At 64.6% G+C, this 16,720-nt stretch carries 11 protein-coding genes; 7 read left to right on the top strand and 4 right to left on the bottom strand.

What is annotated here, in order from left to right:
* Nucleotides 1–46: 46 nt before the first annotated feature.
* From D3H54_RS10345 to D3H54_RS31470, 3 genes are read right to left on the bottom strand one after another with little or no spacing between them, the layout of a single operon-like run.
* Nucleotides 47–907: a TIGR04255 family protein gene (locus D3H54_RS10345; protein ID WP_149378955.1), complete on the bottom strand. Its 861-nt coding sequence runs from the start codon at nt 905–907 to the stop codon at nt 47–49.
* A gap of 11 nt (nt 908–918) precedes the next feature.
* On the bottom strand, nt 919–5,205 hold the full coding sequence (locus tag D3H54_RS31180; RefSeq protein ID WP_502707761.1) for a beta strand repeat-containing protein: 4,287 nt from the start codon (nt 5,203–5,205) through the stop codon (nt 919–921).
* Nucleotides 5,206–5,225: 20 nt separating this feature from the next.
* Nucleotides 5,226–10,052, bottom strand: coding sequence for a beta strand repeat-containing protein (locus tag D3H54_RS31470; RefSeq protein ID WP_149378954.1), 4,827 nt, complete (start codon nt 10,050–10,052; stop codon nt 5,226–5,228).
* A 214-nt stretch (nt 10,053–10,266) separates the two neighbouring features.
* Between D3H54_RS31470 and D3H54_RS10310 the strand changes: the two genes are divergently transcribed.
* From D3H54_RS10310 to D3H54_RS10295, 4 genes are read left to right on the top strand one after another with little or no spacing between them, the layout of a single operon-like run.
* Nucleotides 10,267–11,118: a ribokinase gene (locus D3H54_RS10310; RefSeq protein WP_149378953.1), complete on the top strand. Its 852-nt coding sequence runs from the start codon at nt 10,267–10,269 to the stop codon at nt 11,116–11,118.
* Between the two features lie 33 nt (nt 11,119–11,151).
* Nucleotides 11,152–11,973: an enoyl-CoA hydratase/isomerase family protein gene (locus tag D3H54_RS10305; protein ID WP_149378952.1), complete on the top strand. Its 822-nt coding sequence runs from the start codon at nt 11,152–11,154 to the stop codon at nt 11,971–11,973.
* 42 nt (nt 11,974–12,015) lie between these two features.
* Nucleotides 12,016–12,339, top strand: coding sequence for an ArsR/SmtB family transcription factor (locus tag D3H54_RS10300; RefSeq protein WP_149378951.1), 324 nt, complete (start codon nt 12,016–12,018; stop codon nt 12,337–12,339).
* Entirely contained in the window at nt 12,339–12,953 is a 615-nt protein-coding gene (locus tag D3H54_RS10295) for a cation efflux transmembrane domain-containing protein (RefSeq protein WP_149378950.1), read from the top strand. Before D3H54_RS10300 ends, D3H54_RS10295 begins: the two co-directional genes overlap by 1 nt.
* On the opposite strand, the gene D3H54_RS10290 is transcribed toward D3H54_RS10295, so the two are convergent.
* Complete coding sequence (locus D3H54_RS10290) at nt 12,954–14,996, bottom strand: NAD(+) synthase (protein ID WP_149378949.1); 2,043 nt, start codon at nt 14,994–14,996, stop codon at nt 12,954–12,956.
* 99 nt (nt 14,997–15,095) lie between these two features.
* On the opposite strand from D3H54_RS10290, the gene D3H54_RS10285 reads away from it, so the two are divergent.
* The 3 genes from D3H54_RS10285 to D3H54_RS10275 all read left to right on the top strand — a co-directional run bounded on the left by D3H54_RS10285 (nt 15,096) and on the right by D3H54_RS10275 (nt 16,707).
* Entirely contained in the window at nt 15,096–15,635 is a 540-nt protein-coding gene (locus tag D3H54_RS10285) for a cysteine hydrolase family protein (protein WP_149378948.1), read from the top strand.
* Nucleotides 15,636–15,860: 225 nt separating this feature from the next.
* Nucleotides 15,861–16,055 (top strand): hypothetical protein, encoded by a 195-nt coding sequence (locus D3H54_RS10280; RefSeq protein WP_149378947.1) that lies wholly within the window; start codon nt 15,861–15,863, stop codon nt 16,053–16,055.
* A gap of 76 nt (nt 16,056–16,131) precedes the next feature.
* Entirely contained in the window at nt 16,132–16,707 is a 576-nt protein-coding gene (locus D3H54_RS10275; RefSeq protein WP_149378946.1) for a YdcF family protein, read from the top strand.
* The last annotated feature ends 13 nt before the right edge of the window (nt 16,708–16,720 follow it).

Genomic DNA, 16,720 nt, shown 5'->3' with positions numbered 1-16,720 from the left:
CCCTCAGGGTATCGGTCTCCCGACCAACCGGCAGGTGGGGCCCGGTCTAGGCGGGTCCGGCCAGAGGGTCGCCGCGATGCCGGGAGGCGCCGTTGGGGCCACCGACGGCCAGCCCGAACAGGGACCTGGCGTCCTCGGTGATGGCGCGCTGGAACGCCGAGGTGATCGGGGCGTCCAGTTTGGCCAGGATGTCGGTGACGACGTCGCCGTCCAGCCCGACGAACTCGTCGGTGCCGAACTCGTAGAACCCGTCGAGATCCAGGCCGAAGAACGGCCCGGGCTGGAAGGGCCGCCTGCGCAGGTGCTGCGGGAGGGTTGCGGACCCGTTCGCGAATGCGGCGTACTGCACGTTGAGTCCGGCGCGCCCGCCGAGGTCGAAGGCGGCGACTCCTTGGATGCCGCGGGACGGCACGTGGTCGGGGGCCACCGCCAGCGGGCCGAGCAGGCCGCCATCGATCCAGGTGGCCCATCCGCGGGCGTCGGCCGGGGGGTTCGGCACCCGGATCTCGTCGATGTAGCGCAGGCCGACACGCTGCAGACCGGAGGTGATCTGCGCGTCGGCGAGGGCCCGGCATCCGGCGGTGATCGCGGTGCGGATCGGGTCGAGGCCGGCGTAGTTGGTGGTCTCGTAACTGAGGGTGGTCGCGGTGACGGTCAGCGACTCGGTGCTGTCAGCGTTGCGCAGCAGGATGCCCTGGCGTTGCTCCACCCGCGGCGGCAGACCCGGCCCGGCGTCCGCGAGGTTGACACCGGTCAGCGGCTCGGTGACCGGGAAGCGTCCGTCGACGGCAATGGCCACGGCGTCGAGGTTCTCCTGCCGGCGCAGCCGCGGTGCATCGGTGAATCGGACTTCCGCGATGACGGCCACCACCGGTGCGGTGCCGGTTGTCTCGGCGTTGGGGTACATGGGATGCCAACCTACCGATTGAACAAGCCCGAGAGTTGATTGCCGGCATTGGCCAGACCTGACGTGAGGGTGCCGGAGTTGAGCGCCCCGGAATTGCCGCCCGTTCCGCTGTTGAAGAAGCCGGAGGACGGGTTGGCGGTGGAGTTGAAGTAACCGGGGGTCTGGTGGAAGTCGATGACATCGAACTCGTAGGGGCCCAGCGTCCCGTTGCCCATGAGATCGATGAGGCTTTGGAAGGCGAAGCTCAGTGGGATGGGGTCGATGATGGTGGTCGGGTCGATGGTGACCGGGATGTTGCCGCTGGCAACGGTTATGGGCAGGCCCCAATCCGTCCAGATGCAGTCGCCGAGTCCGCACAGGCCCTGGCGGTCCCAGGTTCGCACGGAGAACGGGATGTTGATGTTGACAGCGCTGAGGTTGATCGCGTTGATGGTGCCGGTGATCGGGATGTCGATCGGGACGTGGACGGCGTAGTGATAGCCGAATTGCTCGATCGTGATGGAGTACTTGACGTTGACGAGTCCTTGGTGGTCGCCACGCCAGAACAGGCCGTTGCTGAAGTTTCCGCCGATGAAGGCGCCGGTGTTGACGTTGCCGGTGTTGGCGAATCCGGTGTTGCCGTTTCCGCTGTTCGCGACGCCGGTGTTGGTGTCGCCCGGGTTGAACCCACCCGTGTTGGTGTTGCCGACGTTCAGCACGCCGCTGTTGTTGTTGCCCGTGTTGCCGTAACCGGTGTTGGTGTTGCCGACGTTGAGCCAACCCCGATTGAGGTTGCCGGCATTGCCGAAGCCCCAGTTGTTGTTGCCGGAGTTGAAGAACCCGACATTGCCGTCACCAGAGTTGAAGAACCCGATGTTGTTGTTGCCCGAGTTGAACAGTCCGATGTTCCCCGTGCCGGTGTTCCAGCCGCCGAACCCGACCTGATTGTTGCCGGTCAGACCGATCCCGATATTCCCGGTGCCCGAGTTACCGAACCCGATATTGCCCGACCCGATATTGCCGAACCCAAAGTTGAAGTCCCCCAGGTTCCCCCAACCAAAGTTCGAGTTACCCAGATTCCCGAACCCGACATTGGAACTGCCGTGACTACCCGACCCGATGTTCCCGTCGCCTTGGTTGCCGTCGCCGACATTGGTGCTGCCCTCGTTGCCCGAACCCAGGTTCCAGTCCCCGACATTGCCCCACCCGACGTTCAGCGACCCGACATTGCCGAACCCGAGATTGAACCGGGTCCCGGTGGCGTCGCGGAACCAGCCGGCCAGATTTGTTCCGACCGTGCCGATTCCGGAGACGAAGCCCGGCGTAGCCGTGTTCAGGGTGCTGGTGTTGACGAACCCTGAGACGGTGTTGCCGAGGTTGGCGAAGCCGGATGACAGCGCACCGTAGTTGAGCCAGCCGGACAGGGTGGATCCGGCGCCGGTGACGAAGTTGGCCCATCCGGAGGTGTCGGCCCCGAAGTTGAAAGCGCCCGATCCTCCGCCGGTGCCGGTGTTGAAGAAGCCCGACGTCGGATTGGTGGTCGAGTTGAAGAAGCCGGGCCCGGCGGGGATGTCCAACAACGAGATTCGGATCGGCCCCACGCCGCCGGACGCGCCGATGAGGATCGCGGTATTGAGTCCGCCGATGACGAATTGGGCGGCCTTGTTGTCGGTGAAGCCGATGTCGACGGGTCCGATGGTCGACGGGCCGAACGAGCCGCTGAGGCCGACTTGGTTGACCGTGCAACCCAGATCGCAGATACCGAGGGCGATGCCGGTGATCGGGCCGGGTCCGATGGTGATCGTGGGGATGGTGATCTGGTCGATGTGTACCGGTGTGGCGGTGACGGCGATCGGGATGTTCACCGGGATGTTGATGTCGAGGAAGGCGGGGATCTCGGCGATCGTGATGCCGAGGCTGGCGCTGAATTGTCCTTGGTTGTTGCCGCGCCAGAAGATTCCGTTGCTGAAGTTTCCGCCGATGAAGGCGCCGGTGTTGACGTTGCCGGAGTTGGCGAATCCGGTGTTGGAGTTGCCGGTATTCGCGAAACCGGTATTCGTGTTGCCGGGGTTGAAGCCGCCGGTGTTGGTGTTGCCGACGTTGAGCACACCGGAGTTGGTGTTGCCGGTGTTGCCGTACCCGGTGTTGGTGTGACCGACGTTCACAAAGCCGGTGTTGGTGTTGCCGACGTTGAGCCACCCGGTGTTCAGGTTGCCGGCATTACCGAAACCCCAGTTGTTGTTGCCCGAGTTGAAGAACCCGACATTGCCATCACCAGAGTTGAAGAACCCGACGTTGTTGTTCCCCGAGTTGAACAGCCCAATGTTCCCCGTGCCGGTGTTCCAGCCGCCGAACCCGACCTGATTGGTACCCGTCAGACCGATCCCGATATTTCCGGTCCCCGAGTTACCGAACCCGATATTGCCCGACCCGACATTGCCGAACCCAAAGTTGAAGTCCCCCAGGTTCCCCCAACCAAAGTTCGAGTTACCCAGATTCCCGAACCCGACATTGGAACTACCGTGATTACCCGACCCGACGTTCTGATCCCCCGAGTTGCCGGACCCCAGGTTCGAGCCACCCACGTTCCCGTCACCGACATTCGCACTGCCCTGATTACCCGACCCCAGATTCCCGAACCCGACATTGGAACTACCGTGATTACCCGACCCGACGTTCTGATCCCCCGAGTTGCCGGACCCCAGGTTCGAGCCACCCACGTTCCCGTCACCGACATTCGCACTGCCCTGATTACCCGACCCCAGATTCCACTCCCCGACATTGCCCCACCCGACGTTCAACGACCCCACATTGCCGAACCCGAGGTTGAACCGGGTCCCCGTGGCGTCACGGAACCAACCCGCCAAACTCGTTCCCACCGAACCGATTCCGGACACCAATCCCGGCGTCGCCAGATTCAGACTGCTCGTGTTGAACAATCCCGAGACCGTGTTACCCAAGTTCGAGAAACCCGACGACAACGCCCCATAGTTGAACAACCCCGACACCCCGGAGCCGACCAACTGCGACACCGCCACATTCCACAACCCCGACGCCGCACCCGCGCCGGCGTTCCAGAACCCCGACCCCCCACCACCACCGGTGTTAAAGAACCCCGACGTCGGATTCGTCGTCGAATTGAAGAAACCCGGCCCCTTCGGAAGATCGAAGAGTGAGATGACAATTGGGCCCACTCCACCGGTACCGGTGATGTGAATGTTGGTGTCGGGACCGCCGACGACGGCGCCGATGTCGGGAAGCTGGATCGGAACGGTCGGGATGGTGATGTTGCTGATGTCGAACTGTGTGCCGCCGCTGGTTCCGAGCGGGAGGGGCCACAGTGGGATCTTGACCGGGAAGCCGGGGATGGTGAAGGTCTGCAGTGCCAGGTCGCCGAGATTGACGCTGACGGGGATGTTGATGGGGGCGTTGATGTCCAAGGTGATCGGGATCTCGGGGATGGCGATGCCGATGGTGCCGCCGAATTGTCCTTGGTTGTTGCCGCGCCAGAACAGGCCGTTGCTGAAGTTTCCGCCGATGAACGCGCCGGTGTTGACGTTGCCGGAGTTGGCGAATCCGGTGTTGGAGTTGCCGGTATTCGCGAAACCGGTATTCAGATCACCGGGGTTGAAGCCGCCGGTGTTGGTGTTGCCGACGTTGAGCACACCGGAGTTGGTGTTGCCGGTGTTGCCGTACCCGGTGTTGGAGTGCCCCACGTTCACAAAGCCGGTGTTGGTGTTGCCGACGTTGAGCCACCCGGTGTTCAGGTTGCCCGCGTTACCGAAACCCCAGTTGTTGTTGCCCGAGTTGAAGAACCCGACATTGCCATCCCCAGAGTTGAAGAACCCGACGTTGTTGTTCCCCGAGTTGAACAACCCAATGTTCCCCGTACCGGTGTTCCACCCACCGAACCCGACCTGATTGTTACCCGTCAGACCGATCCCGATATTCCCGGTCCCCGAGTTACCGAACCCGATATTGCCCGACCCGACATTGCCGAACCCAAAGTTGAAGTCCCCCAAGTTCCCCCAACCAAAGTTCGAGTTACCCAGATTCCCGAACCCAACATTGGAACTACCGTGATTACCCGACCCGATATTGCCGTCGCCGGCATTGCCGGACCCCAGGTTCGAGCCACCCACGTTCCCGTCACCGACATTCGCACTGCCCTGATTACCCGACCCCAGATTCAGGTTGCCGACATTGCCCCACCCGACGTTCAACGACCCCACATTGCCGAACCCGAGATTGAACCGGGTCCCCGTGGCGTCACGGAACCAACCCGCCAAACTCGTTCCCACCGAACCGATTCCGGACACCAGTCCCGGCGTCGCCAGATTCAGACTGCTCGTGTTGAACAATCCCGAGACCGTGTTACCCAAGTTCGAGAAACCCGACGACAACGCCCCATAGTTGAACAACCCCGACACCCCGGAGCCGACCAACTGCGACACCGCCACATTCCACAACCCCGACGCCGCACCCGCGCCGGCGTTCCAGAACCCCGACCCCCACCACCACCGGTGTTAAAGAACCCCGACGTCGGATTCGTCGTCGAATTGAAGAAACCCGGCCCCTTCGGAAGATCGAACACCGGGATCACGATCGGCCCGATACCGCCGGTGCCGGTGATGTGGATTGCCGTCGTCGGCCCGCCGATGGTCGCGGTGATGAACGGATTCTGCCCGCTGACTGTGATGGTCGGGATGCTGATGGGTCCGACGGAGGCGGCGGTGACCGGGAAGCCGATGATGTTGATCTGCGCGCTGATGGTCCCGATGGAGATGCCGGGGATGGTGATGGTTCCGGCCGCCCCGGTACCCAACGTGCCGGTGACCGGAATGTTGATGGGGGCGTTGACATCCAAGGTAAACGGGATTTCCGGGATGGTCAGGCCGATGCTTCCGCCGAACTGTCCTTGGTTGTTGCCGCGCCAGAACAGGCCGTTGCTGAAGTTTCCGCCGATGAAGGCGCCGGTGTTGACGTTGCCGGAGTTGGCGAATCCGGTGTTGGAGTTGCCGGTATTCGCAAAACCGGTATTCAGATCACCGGGGTTGAAGCCGCCGGTGTTGGTGTTGCCGACGTTGAGCACACCGGAGTTGGTGTTGCCGGTGTTGCCGTACCCGGTGTTGGAGTGACCGACGTTCACAAAGCCGGTGTTGGTGTTGCCGACGTTGAGCCACCCGGTGTTCAGGTTGCCGGCATTGCCGAAACCCCAGTTGTTGTTGCCCGAGTTGAAGAACCCGACATTGCCATCACCAGAGTTGAAGAACCCGACGTTGTTGTTCCCCGAGTTGAACAACCCAATGTTCCCCGTACCGGTGTTCCACCCACCGAACCCAACCTGATTGTTACCCGTCAGACCGATCCCGATATTCCCGGTCCCCGAGTTACCGAACCCGATATTGCCCGACCCGACATTGCCGAACCCAAAGTTGAAGTCCCCCAAGTTCCCCCAACCAAAGTTCGAGTTACCCAGATTCCCGAACCCGACATTGGAACTACCGTGATTACCCGACCCGATATTGCCGTCGCCGGCATTGCCGGACCCCAGGTTCGAGCCACCCACGTTCCCGTCACCGACATTCGCACTGCCCTGATTACCCGACCCCAGATTCAGGTTGCCGACATTGCCGAAGCCGAGATTCAGTCCGCCGATGTTGCCGATGCCGAGGTTCAGTCGGGTTTCGAGGCCGTTGCGGAACCACCCGGCCACCTGCGTGCCGACATTGTCGAGGCCGGATACCAGGCCTGGGGTGGACAAGCCGGCGGTGCTGGTGTTGAACCAGCCCGAAACGGTGTTGCCGAAGTTGGCCAGACCTGACGAGAGCGCACCGTAATTCAGCACTCCGGACAGACCGGCACCGCCGATGATCGACATCGGCACCATGTTGAACAGCCCGGACGATCCTGCGCCGAAGTTGAAGAAGCCCGACCCGCCGCCGGCGCCGCTGTTGAAGAAGCCGGATGTCGGATTCGTCGTGGAGTTGAAAAAGCCGGGCGCAGCGGGGATGTCGATGAACGGGATGTTGAGCGGCCCGATGGCCGCTGAAACGTTGACGACGACCGTGGTGTCCGGGCCGCCGATGAGCAACTGGGGCGCCGCCCCGTTGGCGATGACGGTGACCGGCGGGATGGTGACGGAGGTCAACTGGCCGGTGAGTTCCAGGATCCCGAGAAGTGTGATGCCGTAGGGGATGCTCGGGATGGTGGGCATCGTGAAGGTGCCGTCGCCGAGGGTGGTGGTGATGGGAATGTTGATCGGCGCGGTGATGACGGCGTGCACGGTGTACGGGTCGAGGTTCAGGCCAAAGGTGGCACCGAACAACCCTTGGTAGTTGCCCCGCCAGAACAGGCCGTTGCTGAAGTTTCCGGAGATGAACGCGCCGGTGTTGACGTTGCCGGAGTTGGCGAATCCGGTGTTGGAGTTCCCGGTGTTGGCGAATCCGGTGTTGGTGTTGCCCGCGTTGGCGAACCCGGTGTTGGTGCTGCCGATGTTGAAGGCGCCGCTGTTCCGGTTGCCCGCGTTGCCGTACCCGGTGTTGGAGTGACCGACGTTCACAAAGCCGGTGTTGGTGTTGCCGACGTTGAGCCACCCGGTGTTCAGGTTGCCGGCATTGCCGAAACCCCAGTTGTTGTTGCCCGAGTTGAAGAACCCGACATTGCCATCACCAGAGTTGAAGAACCCGACGTTGTTGTTCCCCGAGTTGAACAACCCAATGTTCCCCGTACCGGTGTTCCACCCACCGAACCCAACCTGATTGTTACCCGTCAGACCGATCCCGATATTCCCGGTCCCCGAGTTACCGAACCCGATATTGCCCGACCCGACATTGCCGAACCCAAAGTTGAAGTCCCCCAAGTTCCCCCAACCAAAGTTCGAGTTACCCAGATTCCCGAACCCGACATTGGAACTACCGTGATTACCCGACCCGATATTGCCGTCGCCGGCATTGCCGGACCCCAGGTTCGAGCCACCCACGTTCCCGTCACCGACATTCGCACTGCCCTGATTACCCGACCCCAGATTCAGGTTGCCGACATTGCCCAACCCGACGTTCAACGACCCCACATTGCCGAACCCGAGATTGACGGCCATGCCTTGCAGCGCGCCGGCGAGGTTGGCGCCCACGTTGCCGAAGCCGGAGATGAGCGCAGGGGTGGCCGAGCTCAGCGTGCTGGTGTTGAACCAGCCGGACACCGTGTTGCCGAGATTGGCGAAACCGGACGACAGGGAGCCGGTGTTCAGCGCGCCGGACAGACCTGAGCCGGCACCGGTGACCAGGTTGGCCCAGCCGGACGACAGGGCGCCGAAGTTGAAGAATCCGGAGCCGCCGCCGGTACCGGCGTTGAAGAAGCCGGACGTCGGATTCGTGGTCGAGTTGAAGAAGCCGGGTGCGGGCGCGATCTTGAGGAAGGTGATGGTGTACGGATCAGCTTGTCCGACAATCGAAATGTCGATCGAGGTGGTGGCCGAGCCGATGTTGATGGTGACGCCGGGGGTGGCGAACACGGACGCCGGGATGGTGATCGGCCCGAAGAAGGCCGAGAATCCCGTCACCGAGTAGGTGAAGGCGGGGACGGTGACCCCGTTGATCGTGATGTCCTGCGCCTGAATGACGATCTGTTCGTTGATCGGGATGCTGATCTGGAAGTTGATCGGGATGGCGGGGATGCCGATCGACAGATCGACGCCGATGAGGTTCTGGTTGTCGCCGGTGACGAAGAATCCGTTGCTCGAGTTTCCGGAGATGAACGCACCGGTGTTGAGGTTGCCCGAGTTCGCTATGCCGGTGTTCGAGTTACCGGTGTTGGCGAATCCGGTGTTGGTGTTGCCCGCGTTGGCGAACCCGGTGTTGGTGCTGCCGATGTTGAAGGCGCCGCTGTTCCGGTTGCCCGCGTTGGCGTAGCCGGTGTTGGAGTGACCGACGTTCGCGACGCCGGTGTTGGTGTTGCCGACGTTGAGCCAGCCGGTGTTCAGGTTGCCTGCGTTGCCGAAGCCCCAGTTGTTGTTGCCTGAGTTGAAGAACCCGACATTGCCGTCACCAGAGTTGAAGAACCCGATGTTGTTGTTGCCCGAGTTGAACAGTCCGATGTTGCCGCTGCCGGTGTTCCAGCCGCCGAACCCGAATTGATTGTTGCCGGTCAGACCGATCCCGATATTGCCGGTCCCCGAGTTGCCGAACCCGATATTGCCCGACCCGACATTGCCGAACCCAAAGTTGAAGTCTCCCAGGTTCCCCCAACCGAAGTTGGAGTTGCCCAGGTTTCCGAAGCCGACATTGGAACTGCCGCTGTTGCCCGACCCGACGTTCTGATTGCCCGAATTGCCGGACCCGAGGTTGGAGCTGCCGACGTTCCCGTCGCCGACATTGGAGCTGCCGTGGTTGCCCGAGCCCAGGTTCAGGGTGCCGACGTTACCGCTGCCGAGGTTGGGCGAGCCGATGTTGCCGAACCCGAAGTTGACGCCAGCGAGGCTCAATGCCGATGTGATCAGCGGGATTCCGAGCGCCGTGCGTAACCCCGCTTGGAAGGTGCCCGCGGCCAGCTGGCTGGAGATGGACGCCGCCCAGGCGTTCAGTGCGGCAGCCAGCGCCTGATAGCCGCCGGCCAGATCGGCTGCGGCGGCGCGTGACGCGGCGGCCATCACGGGGGCGTCGGTCACGGCTGCGGCGGCCGGGGCGGCGGGGACCTGGACGGCTGCGACCGTGAATTCGGCCGGCCCCGAATCCGCGATCGTCCCGGGACCGGTGTCAACGACCGGATCGGCGGTCGCTGACGGTGTCGAATGGTGCGTGGCAGCGACTTTCGCCGCGGCCGGCGCCGGACCGCCGGTTGATGCGCCGTCGGCGCCTGAGGCCGACGATTCACTGTCCGGCGAGTCCGGTTCGGAGGGGTGCCGTCCTCGTCCGGACTGTCCGAGCCCGGGGCGCCGCGCCGACGTCGTCGTACCGGGTTGGTCCTGCGTTGTCGCGGCGGTCGCTCCGGCTGCGGGCGTGCTGCCCGGGCGTTGAGGTCCGGTTTTGACCGGGGTCGCTGTGCGCGAAGCCTGGTGTCCGGTCGCGCTGTTGCCTGCTGAGCCCGGACCCGAGGAGGAGCCGGCGCTGTCCGCAAAAGCGACGGCGGGGCCGGCAGCAAAGGCGGCTCCGAGGGCGACGGTGGCCACCCCGGCCCCCAGCCAGGCGTAGGGCTCGATACGGGGCTGTGACCGTCTACGGTGCCGACCCGAGCGCGGTTTAGGGCTCTTCTTGGCGTGATGGCAGCCGGCCACGGCGCTAAATTAACACGGCTGCCAGTACTGAAGTCGCCGACTTTTCAAGTTGCCCGCAAAATTTTGCCAACCGTTCTACGACGGCGATCAGCAAACTACCGTGGACGCCGTGACACGGGTGTGCGTCGTAGGCAGCGTGAACGTCGATGAGTTCTTTCGGGTGAGCGCGATGCCGCGCGCCGGCGAGACGATCCTGGGTTCGTCGGTGGTGAGTGCCCCGGGCGGCAAGGGCGGCAACCAGGCGGTGGCCGCCGCTCGCGCCGGCGCCGATGTGCAGTTCGTCGGAGCGGTCGGTACCGATCGGGAGGGCGACGAGTTGCGGTCCCATCTCGACACGAACGGCGTCCGGCTGGACGGTATGGAGGAGCTGTCGGTTGCCAGCGGTAGGGCCGTCATCCTGGTCGACGATCACGGCGAGAACATGATTGTGGTGGCGCCCGGAGCCAACGGGCACCTGACGCTCAACGCGGCCGCCCGCGCTGTGATCGCCGACTGCGAGGTGCTTCTCGTCCAGTTGGAGGTGCCGGTCGCGACGGCCGTGGCTGCCGCCCGGGAGGCGCGCTCCGTCGGGGCGACGGTGATGGTCAACGCGTCCCCGGTCAGCACCGACCCGGGTCTGGCCGAGCTGGCCGATGTCACCGACGTCGTCATCGTCAACGAAGCCGAGGAACCACACTGGCGTTGGCCCACAGAACATCTCGTGGTGACTCGCGGCTCCCGCGGTGCGACCTACCGTGGGCCGCACGGCGCTGTTGACGTCCCGAGTCCCGAGGTCGAGGCGATCGACACCACCGGTGCGGGCGATGTCTTCGCAGGCGTGCTCGCCGCCGGCTGGGCGGCCGGCCATGACCGCGCCCTTCGGCGGGCTTGCACCGCAGGCGCGCTGGCGACACTGGTCGCCGGCGCCGGCGATTGCGCGCCGCGCAGCGAGGCGATCGACGACGCCCTCACCCAGTACTGAATTCGTTACGGTTGGGGCGATAGTGTGCACCCGATGACACACAGCGACAGTCCGCGGCCGCCCGAGGGCGACTGGCTCGGCACCCCGTTTCTGAAATTCACCCGGGAGGGCGCATTCGGGGTGTGCACCCTGGACCGTCCCGAGGCGCGCAACGCCATGACACCGGCGATGTACTTCGGCATCAAATACGCGGTCAATCACGTCGGGGCAGACCCGGATCTGGCCGGCCTGCTGATCACCGGCACCGGCGACGTGTTCGCCCCCGGCGGCGACATGGGCGGCGGCGGCGTGGACAACTGGCTGACGTTCGGGGCGGCGCTCGGCATGGACGCGTTGCCGTTCGACACGCTGCGGCAGTCCGCCAAGCCGGTGGTTGCCGCGGTCAACGGACTGTGCCAGGGCGGCGGTTTGCAAATCGCACTGTGCGCCGACATGGCGGTGGTCAGTGACCGCGCGACGTTCCGCGTCCCCGAGCTGTACCGCGGGATCGCCGACACCTACTACAGCCAGATGCTGGCCCGGCTGATCGGCCCGGTCCGGACCCGCGATCTGATGTTCACCGGCCGCACGCTGACCGCCGACGAGGCGCTGGATTGGGGCATGGTCGCCCGAGTGGTTCCACACGATGACCTGGCCGAGACGGCGCGGGGCATCCTCGCTCAGTGCTGCCGCACCGCGCCGGTCGCACGGTCGGTGGTCAAGTCCAGCATCGACAACTATCTGGGGCTCTACGACCGGATCGGCATGCAGCGCAGTCTCGGATCGCCGGAGTCCATCGAAGGTTTCATGGCGTTCAAGGAACGCCGCTCGCCCGACTGGGTACATCCGGATCTGCGTATCGAGGGCAGGCTGTAGTTCAGCATATTCTGAATACAGCCCTCGCTGTACGATCTGGGAATGCAGAGCGTCACCCATAGCGATGTCCTCGCCCGGTTCGGCGCCGCGCTGTCCGATCCGGCGCGGGCGGAGATCCTCCTTCTGTTGCGGGACAGTCCCGGGTACCCGTCAGACCTGGCCGAGAAGATCGGCGTCTCACGTCAGATCCTGTCCAACCACCTGGCCTGCTTACGGGGCTGCGGACTGGTGGTGGCCGAACCCGAAGGGCGCCGAAGCCGCTACGAGTTGGCCGACGCCCGGATCGCCAACGCCCTCGACGATCTGATCGGGCTCGTGCTGACCGTCGACCCGGCGTGTTGCCCGGCCGCCGACGACTGCTGCTGATGACCGACGCGCTATCCGCAACGCGCCGTGCGCAACTCGGGCGGCGGATCCGTCTATTGGTCGCCGCCACGATCACCTACAACCTCGTCGAAGCGGCCGTCGCGCTGACCGAGGGCGCCCGCGTCTCGTCGGCGGCGCTGATCGGCTTCGGGCTGGACTCGCTGATCGAGGTGTCCTCGGCGGCCGCGATCGCCTGGCAATTCGCCGCGAAAGACCCTGAGGCGCGTGAGAAGACCGCGCTGCGGATCGTCGCATTCTCATTCTTCGCGCTGGCGATCTATGTGACCGTCGACGCGATCCTGGCGCTGGCCGGGCAGCAGGAACCCCGGCACTCCCCGATCGGCATCGGACTGGCCGCCGTCAGCCTGGCGATCATGCCGCTGCTGTCCTGGGCCCAACGCAGGGCCGGCCGGCAACTCGGTTCGCGGTCGGCGGTGGCCGACTCCAAACAGACCCTGTTGTGCACCTACCTGTCGGCGGTGCTACTCGCCGGACTGCTGCTCAACGCGGTCGCCGGGTGGTGGTGGGCCGACCCGATCGCCGCCCTCGTCATCGCCGGTGTGGCGGCACGCGAAGGCCGCGAAGCATGGCGCGGGGACGACTGCTGCCGGTGATCAGTCCTCGGGAATCTCCTGCTCGATTTCGGCCAGCCAGATCCGTGCCGACATGTCCGACGGCGCCCGCCAATCACCGCGCGGCGACAGCGACCCGCCGTGCGACACCTTGGGCCCGTTCGGCAGAGCCGACCGCTTGAACTGACTGAACGAGTAGTAGCGCTGCGCGAAGACACTCAGCCAGTGCCGAATCTCCTTGAGCGAGTACGCCGGACGCTTACCTTCGGGGAAGCCCGGTGGCCAGGCTCCGCCGGCGGGATCGCTCCAGGCGTGCCAGGCCAGGAACGCGATCTTGGACGGCCGGAAGCCGTACCGCAACACCTGGAACAGCGAGAAATCCTGAAGCGAGTACGGGCCGACCTTGGCTTCGCTGCTCTGGATCTCCTCGTCCTCACCGGTCGGCACCAATTCGGGGGTGATCTCGGTGTCGAGGACCGACTGCAGGATCTCGCCGACCTCGTCGGAGAACTCTCCGGACGAAATCACCCACCGGATCAGGTGCTGGATAAGAGTTTTGGGTACTCCGCCGTTGACGTTGTAATGCGACATCTGATCGCCGACGCCGTACGTCGACCAGCCCAGGCCGAGTTCGGAGAGATCACCGGTGCCCAGGACGATCCCGCCGCGCTGATTGGCGATCCGGAACAAGTAGTCGGTGCGCAGACCCGCCTGCACGTTCTCGAAGGTCACGTCGTACACCTTCTCGCCGCGAGAGAACGGGTGCCCGATCTCCGTCAGCATCAGCGTGGCGGTGTCCCGAATATCCAACTCGGAGAACGTGACTCCCAACGCCTGCGACAGCTTGATCGCGTTGCTCTTGGTGCGCTCGCCGGTGGCGAATCCGGGCAGGGTGAACGCCAGGATGTCGCTGCGCGGGCGGCCTTCCCGGTCCATCGCCCGGGCGGCCACGATGAGGGCGTGCGTCGAGTCCAGGCCGCCGGACACCCCGATCACGAGCTTCGGATAGTTCAGCGCACGCAGCCGCTGCTCGAGACCGGCGACCTGAATGTTGTAGCCCTCGTAGCAATCCTGCTCCAGCCGAAGCGGATCACTCGGCACGAACGGGAACCGCTCCACCTCGCGCATCAATCCGATGTCCCCGCTCGGCGGGTCGAGGCGGAACCCGATGCGCCGGAACGACGTCAACCGATCCTGATGGTGGCGGCGATTGTCGTCGAAGGTACCCATCCGGAGCCGCTCAGAGCGCAACAGGTCCAGGTCGACGTCGGCGATCGAGCGTCGCTCCCCCTTCGGGAATCGCTCGGATTCGGCCAGCAGACGGCCGTTTTCGTAGATCATCGTCTGGCCGTCCCAGGCCAGGTCGGTGCTGGACTCCCCCTCGCCGGCCGCGGCGTAGATGTAGGCGGCCAGGCAGCGCGCCGATGCCGAACGGGCCAGGAGCTTGCGGTCCTCGGCCCGGCCGATCGTGATCGGACTGCCGGACAGATTCGCCAACACCGTCGCACCCGCAAGCGCGGCCTCGGCGCTCGGCGGAATCGGGACGAACATGTCCTCGCAGATCTCGACGTGCAACACCAGCCCGGACACGTCGTCGGCGGTGAACAACAGGTCAGGACCGAACGGCACGTCGGCACCGCCGATGCGGATCGTGCCCGCCATGTCGTCACCGGCGGCGACCTGACGGCGTTCGTAGAACTCGCGGTAGTTCGGCAGATAGGACTTCGGCACCACCCCGAGCACCGCCCCGCGGTGGATGACCACCGCGGTGTTGTAGATGCGATGCAGATACCGCAGCGGCGCGCCGACCACCAGCACGCCGAACAGATCGGCCGACGCCGCCACCACCTCGAGCAGGGCGTCCTCAACGGCGTCGAGCAGCGAGTCCTGCAGCAGGATGTCCTCGATCGAGTAGCCCGACAAGGTGAGCTCGGGGAACACCGTCACCGCGACGCTGTCATCGTGGTTGTCCCGCGCGATCCGCAGCACCGACTCGGCGTTGGCGGCGGGGTCTGCCAGCACCGTGTGGTGTGTGCAGGCAGCGACCCGCACGAACCCGTGCCGGTAGGCGGAGTAGAAATCCATGGCCCCATTGTCGCCCGTCACTCCCGCGGCGGAACGCCGAACCACCCGTTCGGAGGCCTCCGACGTGTTGTTCGGCCCGAAACGGGTAGACGCCGCGACATGTCCAATACCGCACTCTTGGTAGTCGACATGCTCAACGCCTACCAACATCCCGACGCCGACGTGCTGGCCGGCAACGTCGCCGACATCGTCCAGCCCCTGGCCGAACTCATCAACGAGGCCAAGGACCGCGACGACGTCGAACTGATCTACGTCAACGACAACTATGGCGACTTCACCGCCGAACCCAGTGACCTCGTTCGAAACGCCTTGGACGGTGCCCGGCCGGATCTGGTCCGCCCGATCGCACCCCACGACGGGGCCCGGATCATGACGAAAGTGCGCCACAGCGCCTTTTACGCCACCCCGCTGGAATACCTGTTGACCCGGCTCGAAGTCGACAAGGTGGTCCTCACCGGACAGGTGACCGAGCAGTGCATTCTCTACAGCGCGCTGGACGCCTACGTCCGCCACTACTCGGTGATGGTGCCCAAAGACGCGGTGGCCCACATCGACACCGACCTCGGCCAGGCCGCTCTGTCGATGATGGAACGCAACATGAGCGCCGAGATCGTCTCGGCGGCGAAGTGCTTGCCCTGAGCGATCTCCCGTGACACCGCCGGCCACGGCTGGTGCGCCAAAGAGGTTGAGCAGGGGCCGTTTCGAGTAGAGCTCTACGCGCTCATCCGTGCCGAACCGGTCGTAGGTTTGCGTCATCGGCCGGATATCGCCGGCCAGCCAGATCGGGGGATCGAAATGTTGTCTGCGCTTTCTGTTCACGCACCTGTTCACCCGTCGCCGCGAGTCGTCGACACCAGGCCGACCGTGCTGATCACCGAACACGAGGTGAGGATGCTGACGGCTGCCACCATCTCCGCGCACCCCAAGTCGGGCATGGTCTCGCGCTGGATCGCGGCGCACCGGGCGGCTCACGAAGCTCATGTCAGCCATCGTCGACTTGTCGCCCACTACGACTTCCTGGAGTACGCCGCCATGGCCCGGGCTATGGAACGGCTATGAAGCCTGACGCTTCCGTAACGACCGTTCGCGCCCGCACGATGAGGCAAGCAGCAAGTTGACCTGGGTCGGAGGAAGAGTGCGACGTCGATGGAAAGCCGCCTGCGGCGCCCTGCTCCTTGTCGTCGCCACGCTGATCGGTGAGATCGTGCCGGCTGCCGCCCAGGCTGAACCGGTAGCCGCCAAGGACTTCTCCAATCCGGCGATCGTCGTTCTGGGTTACGGCCTGCTGCCGGACGGCTCGATGCGGATGATCCTGCGACGCCGGGTGCTGACCGGGCTCGCGGTGGCGCAGATGTACCCGCACTCCCCGATCATCGTCACCGGCGGCAACCCGCAGAACGGTGTGACCGAAGCCGCTCAGATGCGCCGGATGCTGTTGATGCTCAACTTCCCCGACAGCCGGATCATCGTCGAGGACCGGGCCAACAGCACGGTGCAGAACGCACAGTTCTCGGTGCCGCTGGCCAAGAAAGCCGGCACCTCGGGCATCATTCTGGTGACGTCGTCGACCCACCAGGGCCGCGCCGACGGCGATTTCGTCGACGCCGGCGCCAATCTGCTGGCCACCGTGAGCTATCCGGACGGCAACCCGACGCTGAACATCACGCAGTTCGCTCACGACGTATTGAGCCCGCTCACCAACTTCGGCTAGCCCGCATACTCTG

The sequence above is a fragment of the Mycobacterium sp. ELW1 genome (assembly GCF_008329905.1).
Taxonomy (GTDB): domain Bacteria; phylum Actinomycetota; class Actinomycetes; order Mycobacteriales; family Mycobacteriaceae; genus Mycobacterium.
Note: the sequence above shows the minus strand (reverse complement) of the source record. Positions and strands in the feature narration are given on the sequence as shown.

What these genes read in the sequence shown, in the direction of transcription:
- D3H54_RS10345 (WP_149378955.1), bottom strand. Translation starts at nt 907, where the DNA reads ATGTACCCCAACGCCGAGACAACCGGCACCGCACCGGTGGTGGCCGTC.
- D3H54_RS10305 (WP_149378952.1), top strand. Translation starts at nt 11,152, where the DNA reads ATGACACACAGCGACAGTCCGCGGCCGCCCGAGGGCGACTGGCTCGGC.
- D3H54_RS10300 (WP_149378951.1), top strand. Translation starts at nt 12,016, where the DNA reads ATGCAGAGCGTCACCCATAGCGATGTCCTCGCCCGGTTCGGCGCCGCG.
- D3H54_RS10295 (WP_149378950.1), top strand. Translation starts at nt 12,339, where the DNA reads ATGACCGACGCGCTATCCGCAACGCGCCGTGCGCAACTCGGGCGGCGG.
- D3H54_RS10290 (WP_149378949.1), bottom strand. Translation starts at nt 14,996, where the DNA reads ATGGATTTCTACTCCGCCTACCGGCACGGGTTCGTGCGGGTCGCTGCC.
- D3H54_RS10285 (WP_149378948.1), top strand. Translation starts at nt 15,096, where the DNA reads ATGTCCAATACCGCACTCTTGGTAGTCGACATGCTCAACGCCTACCAA.